Genomic DNA, 18,449 nt, shown 5'->3' on the forward strand with positions numbered 1-18,449 from the left:
ACTCTCTACTTATCATTTGTGAATCTTAGGACCTAACTAAATAGAAAGATTACCATATTGAATTTCTACTCATTTTTGGAAGTTTAGCAAGCACGTTTTTCGGGAATAATGATTTTTTTAAAAATATTTTTAATTTTTATTCTTTTATTGCCGTTTTAAGCCTATAAATTTACAGCATTTTGCATTCTAAGTGCAAATAAATTCAAAAAAAGTTCATTTCCCGCAAAAATAGTTCCCTAAATTGATCCTTTGCCTTTTATTTTTTCTGGATAGTCACATGAATTTCCAGTTCCTAAATATTAAAATTCCATCCTTTTTAATAAAATATTTATAAATTATACAGACATTTCTGAATACTTAATTTATAATGTATGTAAAAACTACGGAAAGGAGGTGCCTTATGAGCAAATTAGCTAGAATATTCATTGTGTTTCTAATGGTCTTTTCCTTGCCGGTAAGCAGTGCTTTTGCGAATGGTTATCACAATCACGGAAAAGACTCTCTTGTCGCTTTGGGTGACTCGATTCCCTTTGGCTTGAGCCCTCACCGGGATAACGATCGCCCAGCCAATTACGCGTTTCCGTATTTAATCGGGGACAAAGCCGATGTGCGGGTCCACAATTTAGGAATTCCAGGCTTGCAAACCGATGACTTGCTTGGCGCTCTGGAAACCAACAAAAAGTTCCGGCAAACCGTTAGACAAGCGGAATTCGTAACTGTAACCATCGGCGGAAACGATTTTCTGGAGATTTTAAACAAAGCAAAAGCTGAAAGCCGCGGCAACAGCAAGCTCTTCCATCAATTGCTTGCAAAAAAATTGGCCAGCAGCGATGTTTTTGACGATCTCCGTGAAATCATTCACGAATTACGCTCCTTATCTGATGGAGAAATCGTTTTGTACAACGTCTACAACCCGTTCCAAGTGAAAGACCCGCTGCACCGGGTAGCCGATCAATATTTGCCAGAGATTAATGAGGAGTACGAAGAGTTGGCCGATGACTTCAGAGACGTGGAACTGACGGATGCCTATAAAGCATTCGGCAACAACCAAGAAAAATTTGTCATTCGGGGAGACATTCATCCAACAAAAGCTGGACATGTAAAACTGGCTAAAATCGGATTCCGTGCTTTTGAACGCGATTACACTCACCATCATTAATGAAAAAACGCTGCAGCCCATGTTTAATTGGGCTGCAGCGTTTTGTTCAAAACCTATTTTTCTATTTTCCGGCAAACTGTATGTTAAATGCCCGATTCCAATGCCGATTTTAATTCCTGTTCCGATGATACCCCAAAAATATCAAGTGCCGTCATCCCGTTTCCATCTCTGGCGTTCGGGTCAGCCCCGTATTCCATCAATTTTAAAGCCGTTTGGTAATCTTCATTGATCAGCGCAACTCCTAGCCCTGTCGAATAATCATCAGCCGTATTGGCATCGGCACCCGCTTCAAGAAGATAGGAAATCAACTCCAAATCCCCTATATAGATGGCATACATCAATGCATCCGCGCCTTCTGAATCCTTCGCATGGATATCATCGCCATTAGCCAGCGCTTGTTCTGCTCCTGCCAAGTCGCCGTCGTTAGCAGCGACCATCAAATCGGTTTGCCCTTCTATACTGTAAAAATCATCGTTCAGTGCAAACGGATCTTCCATTCCTGAAGACAACAATCCAGAATACGCCATACTCCCCCCGGCGAAAAGGAGGATGCTGACAAAATAAACGGCGGTTAAAGCGCCTGCCATTAATAAAGCGCTGAGGACGATTTTGCCTTGATTGGGCGAATAGATGCGCCCGCCATTTTGTTCAAATTGTTGAATCGCTTGAATGCGCTTCGGCAAACGCGGATGCGAAGAAAGCACTTCGCTCAGCCAAACCAAGCCGTTCGATTCGGTTTCAATTTGTTCCCGGTACGCCTCTTCATTAACTTCTGCGTACAATTTCTTGCCGATGCCAAGAAGCGTCAGTGCCCGTTTGGATGCTGCAGCGTTTTGAATCACAAAAGCCGCATGGCGGTCGCACGTATATTCGCAAGAACGGCTGTAAGCTTGGCTTAAAAACGGTATAAACCCGGCTGGCATAATCAACAGGTTTTTCCATACATGGCGCCGCTTCACATGCGCCAATTCATGGGCAATAATGAAATTCAGTTCATCCGTCCCTTGTTCGCGCGCCAATTCAAACACCTCAGAATACAAAACGACCATATCCCGCCCCCAGAACCGAGTGGCAAAGGCATTCAAAGCCCCTTCGGATTGAACGACAAAGACATCCGGCACTTTTTTCAAGCCCATTTCTTTTGACAACGCTTGTACGCTTTCGTAGACATCCGGAAACTGCCTTTCGTGAATCCGCACGCCATTTCCGCGGATAAATCCAAGCATCATCGCATTGGCAAAAAGCATAAATGCAAAAACAATAAGAGCAACAGCAATTCCGATGATCGACACCAATGCCAATATGTAAACGAGGATGCTGACGGTGAGGCTAATTACAAAATACGTGGTTTCCCTATTAGATTGAATCCGTGACCTGTCCATTAATATTCTCCTTAAATTTTAGTAATATCTTACATATAATAGCATAATTTATTCACTAAACAAATATTATTTTCTGAAATTTTCTACAAATACAATGAAAAATCAGACTAGGGATTTTTGTTCCATCAGTTAAGCAGCATTTGAATAGGTTGCCCCCAAAAAAACAGCCTGAAGGCATCTCAGGCTGTTTTATAAGCTATAAAAGTTTTACCGTCAGTTTGCTAAAAGGCTTTGCTCATAATATCTCTTCCAGTTTAATCAAGTTGTACTGAACCGGTTTCATACTCTCCCATGCTTTTCCAACCCGCAGCAGAAGACTCTCGCACATATGATTTCCCATAAATTGCATCCCGGCAGGAAGCCCGTTCGAATCGTGCCCCATCGGTACGGCTAGGCTAGGTATGCCCGCTAAGTTTGCCGGCGCCATAAACGGCAAACACGCTTTTACCACTTCCATGTTTTGCATGGACCAGACTTCACTGATTTTCGGAGTGGTGATGGGCGAAGCCGGACCGAGCAAGACATCCACTTCCTTCAATGCTTTTTTAATTGCTTGAGCCAGTACTCGCCTTGCTTGCTGCGCACGGACGTATTGGGCGGCGCTGGAGAGCGCACCTGCAGAAAGAAGCACCCGGACATCTTGCGGGTAGAGTTCCGGCTTGCTTTTTAAAGACTCGTAATTGTACGCAGCTGCTTCCGCGGACGTAATCACGTGGCCAGAAAATGCGCCCAATGCCAATTCCGGAATGTCCATTTGCTTGATGTGGGCTCCTAATTTTTCGAGCTTGGCTATCGCTTTGTTAAACAGCTTTTCGATATCCGGCGCTAAACCTTCTAGATAAAAGGTCGGTATCCCGATTTTAACGTCTGCAATTTCTTCATTTAATCCTTTGGCGTAATCGGGCACTTTAACGTTTAAACTATTCGGGTCGAGAGGATCATAGCCTGCCATCGCATTGAGCATGAGCGCCAAATCGGAAACGGACCGCGCCATCGGACCGGCATGGTCTAGGGAAAATGCGGTAGGAAGAATTCCGTATGTGCTGATCAGCCCAAAAGTCGGCTTTAACCCGTAAACCCCGCTCATCGCGGCAGGAATTCGAATGGATCCGAACGTATCGGTCCCGGTTGCTGTCGTTGCCATTCCGGCTGCGAGCGCCGCGGCGCTTCCGCTGCTTGAACCGCCTGTAATATAGGTCGGATTCCACGGATTTCGCGAAACGCCAAAATCCGGGTTGTTTCCCGTCAATCCGCCGCCAAGTTGATGCATGTGCAGCTTGCCGAGCATAATGCCGCCTGCTTTTTGCAACTTGTTGACGGCAGTCGACTGTTCAACGGGAATAAAATCGGCGAATAGTTTTGCGCCAGCCGTCGTCCGGATTCCACTTGTTTGGTAATTGTCTTTAATCGCCACCGGTATGCCGTGAAGCGGCCCTTTATAGCCGCCTTTCATGATGTTTTCTTCCGCTTGTTTTGCCTGTCCACGCGCTTCTTCATGCAGGATCGTGATATAGGCATTTAAATTGGGATTCATTTTATCAATTCGGGCAAAAAGGTGATCCGTCAATTCAACCGGGGAAAGCTCTTTTTTCTCGATCATCGGCGCGAGCTGCGACGCGTTTAAGAATGCTAAATCAGTCACGAAGGATCTCCTCCTTATCGACAATCGCCATCGGCACTGTGCTTTTCACTTCCGGAAAATTCAGCAGCGCCGTTTGAGCGTGCCGGACGGTTGCAAGCATATCGAATATAAACGGAATGTCGATTTTTGTAACAGGCAGCCCTTGCAATTCCAAGCCTTGCTTAATATAGTCTTTGTATTCCACTCGGGTTTCCTCCTTTTGATAATTTTGGATGATCATTTCTCATCAAAAAATCATTCGCTTCTGCATTCCTAAGTCGTGCTTTCTTCGTTTTTACCCGTTTAACTCAAAACTATGCCGATTAAAAACGGATTGAACTGAATTTGGTGTAGGAATGCAATAAAAGGCTATAATAAAGAGAAACTTCACTCAGTGGGGGTTTCTTGATCTCCCACCTGTAGAAGTAGGAGTCTTACTGCCCGTTAAAGCGGGATAAAACTTAACAATATATAGAAGAGGTGATCATTTTTGAGAAGCGGAAATCCAAGTTTGAAAGACGCTGCGTTTGATAAATACAGGAACTCGGGCACCGATAGAACAATGACCATCCAAGGCACAGTGAATAAAACCTTCGTTTTGCTGCTGTTGTTAATGGCTACATTCCTTTATTCCTGGGACCAGTTTATGACCGACCCGAATAGCGCCACTCCGTTGATTCTTGTTGGAGCCATCGGCAGCCTGATCGTGGGTTTGATAACGATCTTTGTTCCGAAAGCATCGCCCTTCACAGCTCCTCTCTACGCTTTGCTGGAAGGTTTGTTCATCGGCGCAATATCCGCCCGCTACGAAGTCCAATTCGAAGGGATCGTCTTCCAGGCCGTGCTGCTGACGATAGGCGTCTTGCTGAGTTTATTGCTCGCGTACAAATCCGGCTTCATTAAGGTAACCCAGAACTTCAGGCTCGGCGTCTTCGCAGCGACGGGAGCGATTTTCCTGGTGTACTTGATTTCATTTATCGGCCGGTTTGCCGGATTTGAAATCCCGTTTCTGCACGAAGCTTCTCCTATCGGCATTGCCATCAGCGTAATCATCGTCATAGTTGCTGCGCTGAACCTTGTGCTGGATTTTGACTATATCGAAAATGCCTCAGCAAAACGCGTCCCGAAGTATTTCGAATGGTACGGCGCTTTCGGTTTGCTTGTGACGCTGATTTGGCTGTATTTAGAAATTCTTCGGTTGCTGAGTAAAATACGGAGCCGGTAGCATCGCAAAAGTTTTTGAGGTGTTTATAAAGAGAAACTTCACTCAGTGGGGGGGCTTCATCCCCCCACTGAGTGTTAGTTAAGGAACATAGGCTAAAAGCGCCGCGTCCTGCGGCAACGCCTATGTAACCGACATCCTGTCGCCTCAATCGGGCTTTAACGGACAGAAACCGTAGTTTGCTAGGCAAATCAAAACAGCCACCTTCGAAGCCCATTGGTTTCGAAGGTGGCTGTTTTTGTATCCATACCTTGATAGAATTGTTTCGACAAAGAGAACGGCACTTCAATAAAACTTCCGTTGCATCGTCATGCTAAATATTCTGTTGGCACAAAATCAACTTGCCATACATTGTTTTCAGATAAGTAGAATCGGTGGCCATCTCTATACATCTTCCCCGACTCTACTGTTAAAACAACAGGCACTCCATGCCTTTTGCCAACTTGCAACGCAGTTTCTTTGTTATCTGAAAGATGCACATATAACCTGTTCCTTTTATTGATTCCACTGCTAAGAATGCTGTTTAGAGAGCCCTTTGCCGTTCCGTGGTAAAGAAACTCAGGAGGTGCTAATTCCCTAAGAGAAACTTTGACGTTTAACGAATGTCCCTGATTGGCTCTGATCAACGTCATTGATTCATTGAAGCTGTATCTGTTCTTTTTATCTTCCTTCACAATCGTTTTAAGGGTTTCGAAATCTAAGCTTCTGCCCGTTTTGTTTACGCCTTTTATCAATTCCTCTACGCTGGCATAACCAAATTCATCCAAAGAAATGCCAGCAGCCTGAGGGTTATGCCTGAGTATCAGGCTAATAAATACGCTTAATTTATCCCTCTTGTTTTGCACTGTATAACCTCTCCTTTTATCGTAAGATATGTCGAAGCCAGCCTTATATATCCAATTAACATGGCGGTTTTTGCTGGCTCATGTGCCATGGAAAGAGAACCGAATTGTTTCCAAAGAAAAAACGAAAGGATGAGTAGAATCCTTTCGTTTTTTCTATTTGTCATCTTTGTTTAACCAACCTTAATTCACCGCTTGCTTCTTCAAATTCAATTCAGCAGTCAGCTCGTGGAACCACGCCTCATCGCCTGTTGATAAAGCAAGATCAATTAAGAACTCCAGCTGCGCAACGTCTTTTGTATCGTTTTGCGGAATGCTTTCGACTTGCTTGATGGACATCGGAATGGTTTTGCCGATCAATTCCTCGTTGTCACTTTCGGCTACGATTAGGTAAACCGCTTCTTGGTCCAAATTTATAGAATCGATGAAACCGATGATCAGCTCCCCGTGGCGGGAAATGCCTTTCACCCAGTCGCTTATTTTTAAGATGGTTTTTTTATCATTTAACATGGGTTTGCACCTTCTTTTTAGGTTTTCTCGCTCTTTCTGACAGCGAGTGTTGTTCCATTTTAATATTGTTGCAACTTGTTGTATCACCAATGTTGCTAATTAGAATTTTACGCGTGTCCTTTTTGGATTACAATTTATATGCCTTTAATTCGAGACACCATAAAGTTTTATATTAATATAAGGTGTTCCCTTATTTTCAGAAAATAAAACAGCCCCCGTTGAAAAATTACGTTCAACGGGGGCTGTTTTTTAATTTTGCATTAGGCGGAGGCGGCTCTTATCGCTCGCAGGCGATGGAATCTTTATCGCGGTCTTTTCCTTTATTCGCTTCGTAAAGCGATTTTGAAACGTGCGGCTTGTATTTTGTTTTACCGCCTTTGTTTTTCACTTTAGATGTTTTGGCAATGCCGCCTTTATATACTTTGTTTACTTCTTTGCAATTGGCAAAAGATTTAGCTTTAGCGTCTGCCGTATCAACCGGTGCAACACTATAAGTAAAGCTGAACGCAATCGCTACTGACAAAAAAGCTACCATAATTTTTTTCATCTGTTTTCCCCTTTTCGGCTCTAGTTTATATCGTCGTTTAAACTGACATTAGGAATAATCAAACCCAAATATTGTTTTAAGTACGAGACTTTAAAACTATAACAGAAAGTCAGAATTGTGCCAATAGCTGCATCATACGAGTTAATATTTAAATAGCTATTTATTTTTTCATCAGGTCGGCAGCCCGTTTTTTGTTGTCATTCGTAGTTGTTGGGTGCTTTGAATCGATGACTTCTTTCAGTGCATCTTTTTCCCACCCCTTCTTAAATATAGTTATCGCTGAAGATATACGGATGAATTGTCCTGAAAGCTTTGTAGCGTTTGGATTATCAGCTAAAAGTTTATTTGCTGTTTGCCATCTAAAACAATCGCTGATCAAACGCGGTCAACAGGAGAATTTATTAGACGTCTATTCTTTTATTCAGTACTTGAAAACTACAAATGATTATAGTCATGCGCAAAACCTTTATTGACTCCCCTATCCCTTTATGCCAAAATAAACTAACGACCGTTAGGAAGGTGAATAAATGAAATCTACCAAACTTCTTCTCATCGCTTTAGACTATTTTGCAAAAGACGGCTACGAGGGTGCTTCCTTAAGCCAAATTGCAGCGGAGGCCGGCATTAAGAAGCCTTCAATTTACGCTCATTTTTCAGGGAAAGACGACTTATTCCTTTCTGCCATGAAGTATGCACTTGATACGCAGCGGAAGCACTTAGCCGCATATTTCAGCGAAAGCCGGAACCAATCGCTTGAAGCGAGTTTGATCGGGTATTTTAAATGGTTTATTCAAGAAAGCCAGGAAAATGAACAGATGAAATTCATTTTGCGGGTGGCTTATTTTCCGCCAGTCAAGTTGGAAAAAGAAGTCGGCGAATTGATCAGTCCGTTTATCGACAATATGCAGCGCCATTTAACGAGGGTGCTTAGGGAACGGGAGCGCATAGAGAGCATTTTGTATTCCGATGACTATTCAAGCGCCGCACTAGCATTCCTCACCGTAAGCGAAGGCACCATGACGGAATTTGTCTATAGCGGAGTCGAAGGCTATGAAAAACGCCTGAATGCAGTGTGGCCCATTTTTTGGCGCGGTTTAGTCCGATAGCTCACTTTCAAAGATTTGGTTTATTCAACAAGAAAAAGTTTCACCGCATTAGGAGGCCATTCACGTGAAAAGTTACAAGTTAGTTCTTTCTACATTATTAATCAATTTGTTTATCGCCTTTTTAGGCATCGGGCTCGTCATTCCGGTCACTCCAACGATCATGAACGAGCTGAACATTTCCGGTACGGTTGTCGGTTATATGGTGTCCGCTTTTGCGCTTGCGCAATTGATCGTGTCGCCGATATCCGGGCGCTGGGTCGACCGGTTCGGCCGAAAGCCGATGATCATTATCGGCCTGTTTATTTTCAGTTTCTCGGAGTTTTTGTTCGGGATCGGCAAAACGGTTGAAGTGCTGTTCGTATCACGGGTATTAGGCGGTGTGAGTGCGGCATTCATCATGCCGGCAGTTACTGCGTTTATCGCGGATATCACGACCACAAGCACGCGTCCGAAGGCACTGGGCTATATGTCCGCTGCGATTTCAACTGGTTTTATCATTGGACCGGGGATCGGCGGCTTCTTGGCGGAAATCGGCACACGGCTTCCCTTCTTCTTTGCGGCCGGGTTCGGCTTGCTTGCGGCGATTTTGTCGCTGATTATTTTAAAAGAACCGGAACGCAGCTACAAAGTGGAAGAACAGATCATACAAGCTACCGGGTTCCGCCGCATTCTTTCGCCAATGTATTTTATCGCTTTTATGGTCATTCTCATCTCGTCTTTCGGACTGGCTTCGTTTGAATCGCTGTTTGCACTTTTTGTGGACCACAAATTCGGCTTTACGGCAAAAGACATCGCCATTGTCATTTCGCTTGGGGCGATTGTCGGGGTCATTGTCCAAGTCGGCTTGTTTGACCGGCTGACTCAATGGATCGGCGAAATTGCTTTGATCCGCTACAGCTTGATCGTCTCTACCGCTCTTGTCTTGGTGTTGACGTATGTAACGGGCTATTGGTCGATTTTAGTGGTGACGATGACGGTGTTTGTCGGTTTTGACTTGATGCGCCCGGCTGTTACGACATATTTATCGAAAATCGCAGGAGACGAGCAAGGATTTGTCGGCGGCATGAACTCGATGTTTACGAGCATCGGCAACATCATCGGCCCAATCATCGGCGGCATTTTGTTCGACATTGATTTGAATTACCCGTTCTATTTTGCGACAGTCGTGCTGGCAATTGGAATCGCGTTGACGTTTGCTTGGAAATCTCCTTTAGAATCAACTATAAAGGCATAATAAAAAACCGCTCACTGCTTCTTTTATAGAAGCAGTGAGCGGTTTTGCATTTTCAATTCTTAAAGGAAGATCCCGACGATGGTTCCGGTCATAACCGATCCCATTGTAGCAACGAACAATACTTTCAAACCGACTTTCGCCAATTCGCTGGCTTTTTCTTGGTTTAAGGCTTGAACCGTCCCCAAAATAATTCCGATTGACGAAAAGTTTGCAAAAGAGATCAAGAAAGCCGAAACAATACCGACTGTTTTCGCAGATAGATCCGGCATTATTTTTACGAAATCAAGCATAGCTACAAATTCGTTGGCAGCCACTTTTGTTCCCATGATGGAACCGGCTCTAACGATTTCAGATGTTGGAATCCCCATGATAAATGCGACCGGTGCAAAGATATACCCGACGATTTCCTGGAACGTCAACCCAACGGTATTGCTTAAGATATAGTTGACCATGGCCAGCAAACCAATGTATGTAATCAGCATAGCGCCAACAATCAAAGCCGTTTTTCCGCCGATCAAAGCTCCGTTGCCGATTGCTTCAAACAAAGACTTTTCAGGAATCATTTCTTTGATGTCGATATCATCATCGTCCTCATTCGTTACTGGTGCTACAATGGACGCAAGAATTAATCCAGAAAATACGTTAATAGGCAATGCCACTAGAACAAATTCAGCTGGAATCAGCTGCATGTAAGCGCCGAGAATTGAACATGATACCGCTACCAAAGAAGATGTAACGACAATAAACAAGCGGTTTGGAGATAATTTGTGCAAATATGATTTTACGGAAAGAATCGCTGTCGTGTCTCCAAATACCATGGAGTTGACCGCAACAAATGACTCAACTTTCGGCAATCCTGTAATTTTTGCTACTGCTCCGCCGATGTATTTAATGGCCAGCGGCAAAATGCGCGTATACGTCAAGATGGAAAGCAACGCAGAAACGAAGACGATCATCATGAGCACATTGATGAAAAAGTAATCTTTTCCTGCTAAGTCCCCAAAAACAAAGGCAATCCCTTCATTCCCAAAAGACAAAACTTTGTTAAAGAGATCCACAACTTTTTGCAATACCTTTTTACCGATAGACGTATTGAGCATAAACCAAGCTAAGAAAAATTGAACCGCCATCATTATGACGACTGCGCGGTAATTGATGTTTTTCTTATCGTTTGACATCGCCCAAGAGATCCCTATCAGCAACAAGATTCCGATAATTCCAATTAGAACTGCCATTTCATTTTAACTCCAAACTATTAGAATTTTTTCAACCGGTAAACCCAGGCTAAATTTGTTTGAACTTCCTTGCGCCTTATACCTATTACGTAAAATCGCTTTCATTATCACAAAATAACAATGCACTAGATGAGTTTAATAGATTTAACCCAAAAAGTAAATAATTTAAACCTTTCTGCAGATAAATTTATCAACTTAAATTATTTTGATATAATTAAATATATACGCTATTCCTTCTTTTCAGAAAGATAGGAATGTTTTTTATAATTCACTTCCATAAATGGAGTTTTTTCAATACTATAGATAGAAATAGATTCAAAAATCTTCTATTTGCACCAGTTAATGGCTAGGAATACTTTTTCCCTTCGGCCGATGGTTTTCATTAGCTTATTCGAAAATACGTCTGAACCGTTTTTCTTATTCGGGATTATTAGTCTCCACGGTCTTTCAAAAAAGAAATTAAAGGATCGGAGTAGTTTTGCTAGGAGAAATAAAGCAAAATGCGTCAGCACTGCATGAATAGCATTGCCGTAATTGCGCAAAAGCTGTAGCTAAAACAAAAAAAGGGCCAATCCGGCTATTGGACGCCCTTTTTGAAAAATAGTTTTACTCTTTCAGACCATAATGCAGCAATACATTTCCGGAGCTAAACGCCTGAATGTTTAAAAGTGTCAGTCCGAATTGCTGTGTATCTTTGAACAACTGCTTGCCTGTTCCGGCAACAACCGGAGTGACAATAAAGAAATATTCGTCGATCAATCTATGGTCGGCGAGCTGTTGAACGATGGAACCACTGCCAAGGATGAGAATATCAGATCCTTCTTCTTTTTTCAGGTTCTTCACCACATTGAGTAAATCTCCATCATAGAATAAGGAATTCTCCCAATCGGATTTTCTCAATTTCGTTGAAAAGGTAATTTTGGTCATCTCAGTCAACTCTTCCGCAATAGCAATTAATTGCTCGGGCGCATTCGGATCGTTTTTAATCGGCACCCAGCTTTTTTCAAATAGACGGAAAGTTTCTGCACCTAACAAGAGCGTATCGGCACGGCTGTCATGGGCGCGGACTGCAAGATCGACTTCGGGATCTTGCACAAACCAATCCATTCCATTTGCCGCTTCATTTAAGCTGGCAAAATAACCGTCGAGCGATACCCGGTTTAGCATTTTAATCTTTCTCATTTGAACTCCTCCTAATATTAGTAGGAACCTGCAACTATAAAATGCCTTTCAAGACTCTTTACTTCTGATTTAATCTTAAAAACTGGTAAAATGCCAAATCTATCATATTTTTGATTTACAAATAAATATATATTAAACCTTCTCTATTGCACTGTCCACATCGTACTTTTCCCTTATTTTTTTGAAAAAAGCAGGAATAATGGAAATAAAGAAGAATGGTTAAAACAGGAAAATAACTGTGGATAGGAGCCCACCCCAAATGATCGAAACGAGAGAAATTCACGCGGAACTGACCTATATCATCCGGCACACCGTCTTGCGTCCCCACCAGATTCTTGACGATTGCAAATACGATACCGATTACAAAGAACACAGTTTCCATGTCGGGGCATTCTATCATAATAAATTAATTAGCGTCGCTTCTTTTTGCAGGGAAAAGAACCCCGATTTCCCGTCAACTCTCCAATACCGCCTTAGAGCAATGGCAACGTTGAGCGATTTTACAAACCTCGGGGCAGGAAGTGCCGCAGTAGCTTTTGCTGAAAGCATCATTCGAAACCGCGGCGCTGATTTGCTGTGGTGTAAAGGCCGAACGACCGTTCAGGACTACTACTCCAAACTGGGGTTCTTGCCCCACGGAGAAGTGTTCGACTACCCGCCTATCGGACCGCACATTGTTATGTATAAGCGGCTAAAACAATAATTCCAATCTATATAAGTTGAACTAATGATGCCCACTTGTCGATATTCCGCAAAACTGCTCCATATCTGCTAGCAGTAATAGAGTGATCCTGCTGGTCATCTCTTCTATATAAGTTGAACTAATGATTCTCACTTGTCGATATTCCGCAAACCAGCTGCGCTTGCCGCGGGCTCGCGCCGAACTAACTCGGGCTTTTTGCCCGAGTGGATTTCGGCACTTCGCTATCCCGCAGGCGTCTCCGCTGGTGTGCTCCATATCTTCTAGCCTGCTAGCAGTAAAACAGCAATTCTACAACTAGTCTCTCATAGTAGTAAGAAATCTCTTAGCTTCGGCGCGTCCACGGGCTAGGCAGGGAATTGCCACAAAGGGAGTGTGGGGCAGTTACTTTGTCACGAAGCTAGCGCAGCGATGCAGAGACAGGAGTACTACTCGCTACATAAATCGCGTAGAGCCATGGCCAAAGCGACCGAAGCGGTAGATGAAATGACGATTCTTAAGTTCAACTTAGTATAAGCAAAATCAAAAAGCCGAAAAGACACTCAACCCGTCTTTTCGGCTTTACGTATTCAGGCGTTCCACTTTTCACACGATTGTCTGCTGATGCTTAACTGCCTGTTCATGCTGAAGCAGCCATTCTTTCCGGCTCAAACTTCCCGCGTAGCCCGTCAATTTGCCGTTGGAGCCGATGACGCGGTGGCACGGAACAATGATGCTGATTTTGTTCTTGCTGTTCGCGTTTCCGACAGCCCTGACCGCTTTAGGAGACCCGACAGCATCGGCAACCTCTCGGTACGAAGCGGTTTCGGCATAGCGGATATTCTTCAAGGCTTGCCAAACTTTCCACTGAAATTCCGTCCCTTCGGAGATGAGCGGAACAGTAAAGTGCATGCGTTCTCCTTTGAAATATTCGGTCAGTTCTTTCAGGCAATCCATCAACACTTGCGGCGTCTCGGGTCCTGGCAGGTGAACGAGTACGTCTTCTTCTTTGAATAAAACCGAAGAAATCCCGTCAGGCGTCCCAATGATTTCGACGGCGCCAATCGGCGATTGAAAATCTAAATAATACAATTCACTCATATAACGTCCTCCACAGGTAAAAGGCGGCATAAGCCTGCCACCCATTCCATTTTTTTGATAAGGCTTCAACTTCCGACAAGGCAGGTTTATGTTCCCGCTCCAACAGTTTTTTCAACGCGTTGTGCAGCCCGACATCTACTAACGGGAAAGCCGATGGCACGTGCAGACAGCGCATCATTGCATAGTTGGCCGTCCACGGCCCAATTCCGCGAATGGCCGTTAATGCCTGTTCCACTTTCTGTTCATCCTTTTCGCGCATAAGCGCTTGTTTCGAAAGGTCCCCATTCGCCATTGCTCGTGCAATTCCGATGATATATTCGGCTTTTTTTGCAGTAAATTGCAGCTGGCGCAACTCATCCACTTCAATTTCGGCAATTTTTTCACATGTTGGAAATGCCCAATGTGTTTCCCCGTCTACCACAAACGATTCCCCAAAATTTTCGACAAACCGTTTTTTCATTGTATAAGCGAACGCCAAGTTGATTTGCTGGCCCATCACCGCCCAGCTCAATACTTCAAACAAATCCGGAATGCACAGCAGCCTTAGCCCATAATGCTTCTTAACGAGTTCATGCAGAATGGGATCTTGTGCGGCCATTTCATAGAATGGCAATAAATCCGTTTGCAGATCAAACCACTCCTCGACAAAGGCTTGCACTGCGCTAATTCCCCCACTCGAAGGAGTACCCGTCAGAAACTCGATACGAAGAGCACATTCGGCATGGGCAATTTCAATAAAAATCATTTCGCCTTCATGAACGAGCAGTTTTCTTATGTGCTTATTTCGAATTCCATACAAATTTTCTAAAGGGGATCGCTCCAAGACCACTAGGCATTCTTCGAAATTAAATTCAGCGGGCACTCGCAACGTTAAGATAGGCTCTTCAGTTTTCATGTTCACACTGGAATTCCTCATTCTTTTTTCTGTATTCGCTTGGCGAAAAGTTTTTCAGTTGCCGAAACGCTTTGTAGAAATGAGAAGGACTTTGAAAGCCTGCTTCAAAACAGATTTCAAGATTGGTTTTATTTGTCTTCTTCAATAAATTTGCCGCCTTGTCGATCCGCACTTTTTCAAGATACGTCCGAGGCGTCTCCCCCGTTTCTTGTTTGAATAGCCGATTCAAATAAGAAGGGCTCATCCCTATTTGTCCGCTCAACTTTTCTAAACTTAGTTTCGCTCTGTAATTCTCCAGCAAAAACGAAATCACCTTTCGCGTGAATTCGCTGTTGGGCGAAAGCTCCACTTCCGGCTGGCATCTTTTGCAAGCACGATAGCCCCGGCTTTCAGCTTCTTGAAGCGTTGCATAAAATTCAACGTTTTGCTTTTTCGGTTTTCGAGATCTGCAAGAAGGGCGGCAATAAATGCCGGTCGTTTTGACGGCCGTAAAAAACAAACCGTCGTATTTCCGGTCGCAAGCGATGATTTTTTCCCACATTTCTTTAAAGGAAAACGATTTTTCTTTTACCATTACCTTCACTCCTCTCGAGCGAGTTGCTGATCCAACTCCACTGAACCTGGTTGCTCATTGTTTTATGCACTTGCTCGCTGACACTCGGCGCGGCACCTGGCTATATCGATGGATTATGCGAACTTCGCTTGCTTTTCAGCCGAAGCTTTCAAGCTTATTCCTGCTTCCTCTTTCCACTGTCTTAAGTCTATTGTATAGGATGGGTGCTGAATCTTTTGCATAATCTGGTTCAATTTGCCGCTTCACCTTATTCTATCAACCAGCAGCTTCTAATTCGTCCTCGATTTTGTGCTTATGGTCTATTTATTCATAAAGCAGCAATAGCGATTCAAACACGTATATGCACAACACAAAAAAGATGGTTGGGTCAGTTGATTCAAGGCGACATCCAACGAAAAGAACGTCCGCAAAGAATTTTCCATTCTTTGCGGACGTTCCGGCTTTATTAAAATTATGATTGCACATTTTTTAAACGTTTTTTTGTTTGAGTGTTGACCAATTGAAAGGCATCGATGTTTATAATACCGGCTACTAGACGCCAACCAGTTCCTCAAGCTTTCGCATAGCGAGCGCCACTTGATCCGCATGGACTTTTCCAGCCGCCAAAACATGAATCGTTTCATTTTCACGCGTCGACTGGACAGCAATTCCCTCGATCCATTCGTCCGGTATTCCCAATTCTTTGAGTGATACCGGCAATCCTATTTTTTTGTAAAAGGCTATGACCCGCTCCGCTTCGCTTGGTTTATTCTCCAGCAATAGCTGCACCAGAACGCCATACGCCACCTTGTCTCCATGCAACGCTTGGTGCGACTCGGGTGAAATCGTCATGCCGTTGTGGATGGCATGCGCGCCAGCGACCCGGCCGTATTTGTCGCCGAAACCCCCGACCATCCCTCCCAGCATAATGATCGTTTCAGCCACGTTGATAAACGCTTCGGACAAGATGCCCTGTTCAGCGTCGGCAATTGCCGTTTCCGCATTCAAAAACATTTCGTCGGCACAAAGTTTTGCTGTATAATGGGCAACCTTCAAGGCTATCGGCGGATTTTCAAAGCGGCTGATTTGGACGTCCGCTTCGTACCATTTAGCAAGCGTATCGCCGATGCCCGCAATAAATAATGCTGTAGGTGCATTCAGCAATACACGCGGTTCGACCAGCAGCAAATCGAGGGCCCCAGGATAAACAGTGAAATGGGTCATCACGCCTTCTTCTGAGTAGATGACGCTGAGCGGCGTCCACGGCGCACAATTAGAGGCGAGCGTCGGAATCAGCACCGACTTGATGCTGGCCTCAAAGGCCACGCCTTTGGCAATATCGAGCACTTTGCCTCCGCCTGCGCCGATAATGGCGTCGACCCCTAAAGCGTTCGCAATGTTAGAGACGCGTTTGATTTCGGCCAGGGAACTTTCACCGTTGTATCGGTCAAACGCCAGTTCAATCGTTTCTAGCTGCGGAAAATACGGCTGCAGCGCTTCCCAGGACTTCTTCCCTGTCAGCAGCAGCGCTTTTCGGATTCCTCTGGCAGCCAGTTTTTCTTCTAGGTTTTGTAGTATACCTGCACCGCAACTATACTCAGCCGGTGCGCCTTTGACGATAATTTCTTCCATCAAACCCCTACTTCCTTACCGATTTTCCATCCACTCCGGTTTTCCGAAGCCTTCAAAATCTTTGTCGATCAGTTCTTCAAATTCGGGCGACTCGACGATTTCCAGCAAATCTTTTGACAGCTGCGTATCTTTGTTTTTCGTCGTTACAGCCACCACGTTGCGGTACTCATCCGGCATATCTTCAAGAACAAGGGCATCCAACAGATTCATGTCTGCCGCTAAAGCAAAGTTTCCTGGTACAGCGGCCAAGTCCGAACTTTCAACCGCGCGCGGCAAGCCGCCTGCTTCGATTGGCTGGAACACCAAGTTTTTCGTGTTTTCTTGAATGTCTTTTTCCGATACCGTCAATTCTTCTGCAGCTGGATTCAGTTTGATCAAGCCGTTGTCCTGTAGGATGAGGAACGTCCGCGCCGCATTCACCGGATCGTTCGGAATCGCAATCGTCGCGCCGTCTTTTATGCTTTCAATGGAATCGTACTCATTCGAATAAATTCCCATTGGCGCTGTCGGAACCGTCTGTAATCCCGTCAGCTCCATGTCGTTTTCTTTTGAAAAGTTTTCCAAGTAGACCGTATGCTGGAATAAATTGGCGTCGATGTCGCCGTTGTTCAACGCGTTATTCGGTTGGATATAATCGCTGAATTCGGTAATTTCAACCGTGTAGCCTTTTGCTTCAAGCGCCGGTTTGAACGCTTTGTTCAACATATCGCTGTAAGGCCCTGCCGTTCCGCCGAGTTTCGCCGTTTTGCTGTCAGCGTTCGATTCTTCTCCTCCACACGCAGCTAAAATCATAGTCAATACAAGTAAAATAGTGGGCAATAAAACTTTTTTCATGTGTCTTCTCTCCTTTTGCTATCGTTTATCTATTGCTTTAGACGCCCAATCCCCAAATTGCTGCAGGATTTGGACGAGAACAATCAAAATGATGACGGTGACGATCATGATGGTGTTGTCGTAGCGGTAGTAGCCGAAACGGATGGCCAAGTCACCAATCCCCCCGCCTCCGACTACCCCTGCCATTGCCGAGTAGGCGACAAGCGAAATGATCGTAATGGTGACGCCTTGAATGATGCCCGGTTTTGCTTCCGGCAACAAGACGTCTTTGATGATCATCCAAGGCGTGGCACCCACCGCTACAGCCGCTTCGATCACGCCTTTATCGATTTCGCGCAGCGACGTTTCAACCATGCGGGCAAAAAACGGAATGGCTGCGACGGACAGCGAGACGCTTGCTGCTGCCGGACCAATCGTTGAATCGACCAGCAGCTTCGTCAACGGAATGAGCGCAACGAGTAATATGATGAACGGAATCGATCGCACCATATTGACGATAAAGCCGAGGACGGATTTGACGAAACGGTTTTCCAAAAACAAGCCTTTGTCAGTTACAAAAAGAACGATGCCGAGCGGCAGCCCGGCCACAATGGCAATTGCGAGCGAGACGCCGATCATGTAAAGCGTTTCGCCGAATGCTTTTGAAATATCCGGCCATAATTCCATCATGTGCTGAAAATCAAACCCCATTGCCGATCACCTCCACTTTTGCGCC

Annotated in this window: 20 protein-coding genes; 5 read left to right on the forward strand and 15 right to left on the reverse strand. The window is 44.5% G+C overall.

The genetic code is table 11. The annotated features are described in order from the left end of the window. Positions 1-400 precede the first annotated feature (400 nt). Entirely contained in the window at positions 401-1,159 is a 759-nt protein-coding gene (locus ACRRQV_RS03455; protein ID WP_432527649.1) for a GDSL-type esterase/lipase family protein, read from the forward strand. Between the two features lie 83 nt (positions 1,160-1,242). On the opposite strand, the gene ACRRQV_RS03460 is transcribed toward ACRRQV_RS03455, so the two are convergent. The 3 genes from ACRRQV_RS03460 to ACRRQV_RS03470 all read right to left on the reverse strand — a co-directional run bounded on the left by ACRRQV_RS03460 (position 1,243) and on the right by ACRRQV_RS03470 (position 4,367). After that, positions 1,243-2,541: a M48 family metallopeptidase gene (locus ACRRQV_RS03460; protein ID WP_432527651.1), complete on the reverse strand. Its 1,299-nt coding sequence runs from the start codon at positions 2,539-2,541 to the stop codon at positions 1,243-1,245. A gap of 235 nt (positions 2,542-2,776) precedes the next feature. After that, positions 2,777-4,183, reverse strand: coding sequence for an amidase (locus tag ACRRQV_RS03465; RefSeq protein ID WP_432527653.1), 1,407 nt, complete (start codon positions 4,181-4,183; stop codon positions 2,777-2,779). Then, positions 4,176-4,367, reverse strand: a complete 192-nt coding sequence (locus ACRRQV_RS03470) for a hypothetical protein (protein WP_432527655.1) — start codon at positions 4,365-4,367, stop codon at positions 4,176-4,178. The genes ACRRQV_RS03465 and ACRRQV_RS03470 overlap by 8 nt, the downstream gene beginning before the upstream one ends. A 285-nt stretch (positions 4,368-4,652) precedes the next feature. Between ACRRQV_RS03470 and ACRRQV_RS03475 the strand changes: the two genes are divergently transcribed. Further along, positions 4,653-5,387 carry a Bax inhibitor-1/YccA family protein gene (locus ACRRQV_RS03475; RefSeq protein WP_432527657.1) on the forward strand — a complete coding sequence of 245 codons (735 nt, stop codon included), beginning with the start codon at positions 4,653-4,655 and terminating at the stop codon, positions 5,385-5,387. Between the two features lie 305 nt (positions 5,388-5,692). Here ACRRQV_RS03475 and ACRRQV_RS03480 read toward each other — a convergent pair whose 3' ends face one another. The 4 genes from ACRRQV_RS03480 to ACRRQV_RS03495 all read right to left on the reverse strand — a co-directional run bounded on the left by ACRRQV_RS03480 (position 5,693) and on the right by ACRRQV_RS03495 (position 7,662). Further along, positions 5,693-6,229: an RNA 2'-phosphotransferase gene (locus tag ACRRQV_RS03480; RefSeq protein WP_432527659.1), complete on the reverse strand. Its 537-nt coding sequence runs from the start codon at positions 6,227-6,229 to the stop codon at positions 5,693-5,695. Between the two features lie 180 nt (positions 6,230-6,409). Then, the gene (locus tag ACRRQV_RS03485) at positions 6,410-6,736 is read right to left on the reverse strand and encodes an IDEAL domain-containing protein (RefSeq protein WP_432527661.1); all 327 of its coding nucleotides are present in this window, start codon (positions 6,734-6,736) and stop codon (positions 6,410-6,412) included. A 277-nt stretch (positions 6,737-7,013) separates the two neighbouring features. Beyond that, positions 7,014-7,283: an excalibur calcium-binding domain-containing protein gene (locus ACRRQV_RS03490; RefSeq protein WP_432527663.1), complete on the reverse strand. Its 270-nt coding sequence runs from the start codon at positions 7,281-7,283 to the stop codon at positions 7,014-7,016. Between the two features lie 160 nt (positions 7,284-7,443). Next, entirely contained in the window at positions 7,444-7,662 is a 219-nt protein-coding gene (locus ACRRQV_RS03495) for a hypothetical protein (RefSeq protein ID WP_432527665.1), read from the reverse strand. Positions 7,663-7,810: 148 nt separating this feature from the next. Here ACRRQV_RS03495 and ACRRQV_RS03500 point away from each other — a divergent pair, with 148 nt between their 5' ends. Both ACRRQV_RS03500 and ACRRQV_RS03505 read left to right on the forward strand, forming a co-directional pair. Further along, positions 7,811-8,389: a TetR/AcrR family transcriptional regulator gene (locus tag ACRRQV_RS03500; protein WP_432527667.1), complete on the forward strand. Its 579-nt coding sequence runs from the start codon at positions 7,811-7,813 to the stop codon at positions 8,387-8,389. 64 nt (positions 8,390-8,453) lie between these two features. Further along, entirely contained in the window at positions 8,454-9,623 is a 1,170-nt protein-coding gene (locus tag ACRRQV_RS03505) for an MFS transporter (protein ID WP_432527669.1), read from the forward strand. Between the two features lie 59 nt (positions 9,624-9,682). Here ACRRQV_RS03505 and ACRRQV_RS03510 read toward each other — a convergent pair whose 3' ends face one another. Next, the gene (locus ACRRQV_RS03510) at positions 9,683-10,858 is read right to left on the reverse strand and encodes a NupC/NupG family nucleoside CNT transporter (RefSeq protein WP_432527671.1); all 1,176 of its coding nucleotides are present in this window, start codon (positions 10,856-10,858) and stop codon (positions 9,683-9,685) included. Between the two features lie 606 nt (positions 10,859-11,464). Next, the gene (locus tag ACRRQV_RS03515) at positions 11,465-12,040 is read right to left on the reverse strand and encodes a dihydrofolate reductase family protein (protein WP_432527673.1); all 576 of its coding nucleotides are present in this window, start codon (positions 12,038-12,040) and stop codon (positions 11,465-11,467) included. A gap of 259 nt (positions 12,041-12,299) precedes the next feature. Between ACRRQV_RS03515 and ACRRQV_RS03520 the strand changes: the two genes are divergently transcribed. Then, positions 12,300-12,743 carry a GNAT family N-acetyltransferase gene (locus ACRRQV_RS03520; RefSeq protein ID WP_432527675.1) on the forward strand — a complete coding sequence of 148 codons (444 nt, stop codon included), beginning with the start codon at positions 12,300-12,302 and terminating at the stop codon, positions 12,741-12,743. A 582-nt stretch (positions 12,744-13,325) separates the two neighbouring features. Here the strand turns inward: ACRRQV_RS03520 and ACRRQV_RS03525 are convergent. The 6 genes from ACRRQV_RS03525 to ACRRQV_RS03550 all read right to left on the reverse strand — a co-directional run bounded on the left by ACRRQV_RS03525 (position 13,326) and on the right by ACRRQV_RS03550 (position 18,424). Next, on the reverse strand, positions 13,326-13,820 hold the full coding sequence (locus ACRRQV_RS03525; protein WP_432527677.1) for a methylated-DNA--[protein]-cysteine S-methyltransferase: 495 nt from the start codon (positions 13,818-13,820) through the stop codon (positions 13,326-13,328). Beyond that, positions 13,813-14,715, reverse strand: coding sequence for a DNA-3-methyladenine glycosylase family protein (locus ACRRQV_RS03530; RefSeq protein WP_432527679.1), 903 nt, complete (start codon positions 14,713-14,715; stop codon positions 13,813-13,815). Before ACRRQV_RS03530 ends, ACRRQV_RS03525 begins: the two co-directional genes overlap by 8 nt. After that, positions 14,705-15,289: a bifunctional transcriptional activator/DNA repair enzyme AdaA gene (locus tag ACRRQV_RS03535; RefSeq protein ID WP_432527681.1), complete on the reverse strand. Its 585-nt coding sequence runs from the start codon at positions 15,287-15,289 to the stop codon at positions 14,705-14,707. The genes ACRRQV_RS03530 and ACRRQV_RS03535 overlap by 11 nt, the downstream gene beginning before the upstream one ends. A gap of 531 nt (positions 15,290-15,820) precedes the next feature. Continuing rightward, positions 15,821-16,900 (reverse strand): iron-containing alcohol dehydrogenase family protein, encoded by a 1,080-nt coding sequence (locus ACRRQV_RS03540; RefSeq protein ID WP_432527749.1) that lies wholly within the window; start codon positions 16,898-16,900, stop codon positions 15,821-15,823. Positions 16,901-16,915: 15 nt separating this feature from the next. Beyond that, positions 16,916-17,734 (reverse strand): MetQ/NlpA family ABC transporter substrate-binding protein, encoded by an 819-nt coding sequence (locus ACRRQV_RS03545; protein ID WP_432527683.1) that lies wholly within the window; start codon positions 17,732-17,734, stop codon positions 16,916-16,918. An 18-nt stretch (positions 17,735-17,752) separates the two neighbouring features. Next, positions 17,753-18,424: a methionine ABC transporter permease gene (locus tag ACRRQV_RS03550; RefSeq protein ID WP_432527685.1), complete on the reverse strand. Its 672-nt coding sequence runs from the start codon at positions 18,422-18,424 to the stop codon at positions 17,753-17,755. Between the last annotated feature and the right edge of the window lie 25 nt (positions 18,425-18,449).

Source organism: Planococcus sp. YIM B11945 (assembly GCF_050864155.1).
Classification (GTDB): Bacteria; Bacillota; Bacilli; order Bacillales_A; family Planococcaceae; genus Planococcus.

Coding starts and splice junctions, on each gene's coding strand:
- ACRRQV_RS03455 (WP_432527649.1), top strand. CDS start 401: ATGAGCAAATTAGCTAGAATATTCATTGTGTTTCTAATGGTCTTTTCC.
- ACRRQV_RS03460 (WP_432527651.1), bottom strand. CDS start 2,541: ATGGACAGGTCACGGATTCAATCTAATAGGGAAACCACGTATTTTGTA.
- ACRRQV_RS03485 (WP_432527661.1), bottom strand. CDS start 6,736: ATGTTAAATGATAAAAAAACCATCTTAAAAATAAGCGACTGGGTGAAA.
- ACRRQV_RS03490 (WP_432527663.1), bottom strand. CDS start 7,283: ATGAAAAAAATTATGGTAGCTTTTTTGTCAGTAGCGATTGCGTTCAGC.
- ACRRQV_RS03500 (WP_432527667.1), top strand. CDS start 7,811: ATGAAATCTACCAAACTTCTTCTCATCGCTTTAGACTATTTTGCAAAA.
- ACRRQV_RS03510 (WP_432527671.1), bottom strand. CDS start 10,858: ATGGCAGTTCTAATTGGAATTATCGGAATCTTGTTGCTGATAGGGATC.
- ACRRQV_RS03515 (WP_432527673.1), bottom strand. CDS start 12,040: ATGAGAAAGATTAAAATGCTAAACCGGGTATCGCTCGACGGTTATTTT.
- ACRRQV_RS03520 (WP_432527675.1), top strand. CDS start 12,300: ATGATCGAAACGAGAGAAATTCACGCGGAACTGACCTATATCATCCGG.
- ACRRQV_RS03525 (WP_432527677.1), bottom strand. CDS start 13,820: ATGAGTGAATTGTATTATTTAGATTTTCAATCGCCGATTGGCGCCGTC.
- ACRRQV_RS03530 (WP_432527679.1), bottom strand. CDS start 14,715: ATGAAAACTGAAGAGCCTATCTTAACGTTGCGAGTGCCCGCTGAATTT.
- ACRRQV_RS03535 (WP_432527681.1), bottom strand. CDS start 15,289: ATGGTAAAAGAAAAATCGTTTTCCTTTAAAGAAATGTGGGAAAAAATC.
- ACRRQV_RS03540 (WP_432527749.1), bottom strand. CDS start 16,900: ATGGAAGAAATTATCGTCAAAGGCGCACCGGCTGAGTATAGTTGCGGT.
- ACRRQV_RS03545 (WP_432527683.1), bottom strand. CDS start 17,734: ATGAAAAAAGTTTTATTGCCCACTATTTTACTTGTATTGACTATGATT.
- ACRRQV_RS03550 (WP_432527685.1), bottom strand. CDS start 18,424: ATGGGGTTTGATTTTCAGCACATGATGGAATTATGGCCGGATATTTCA.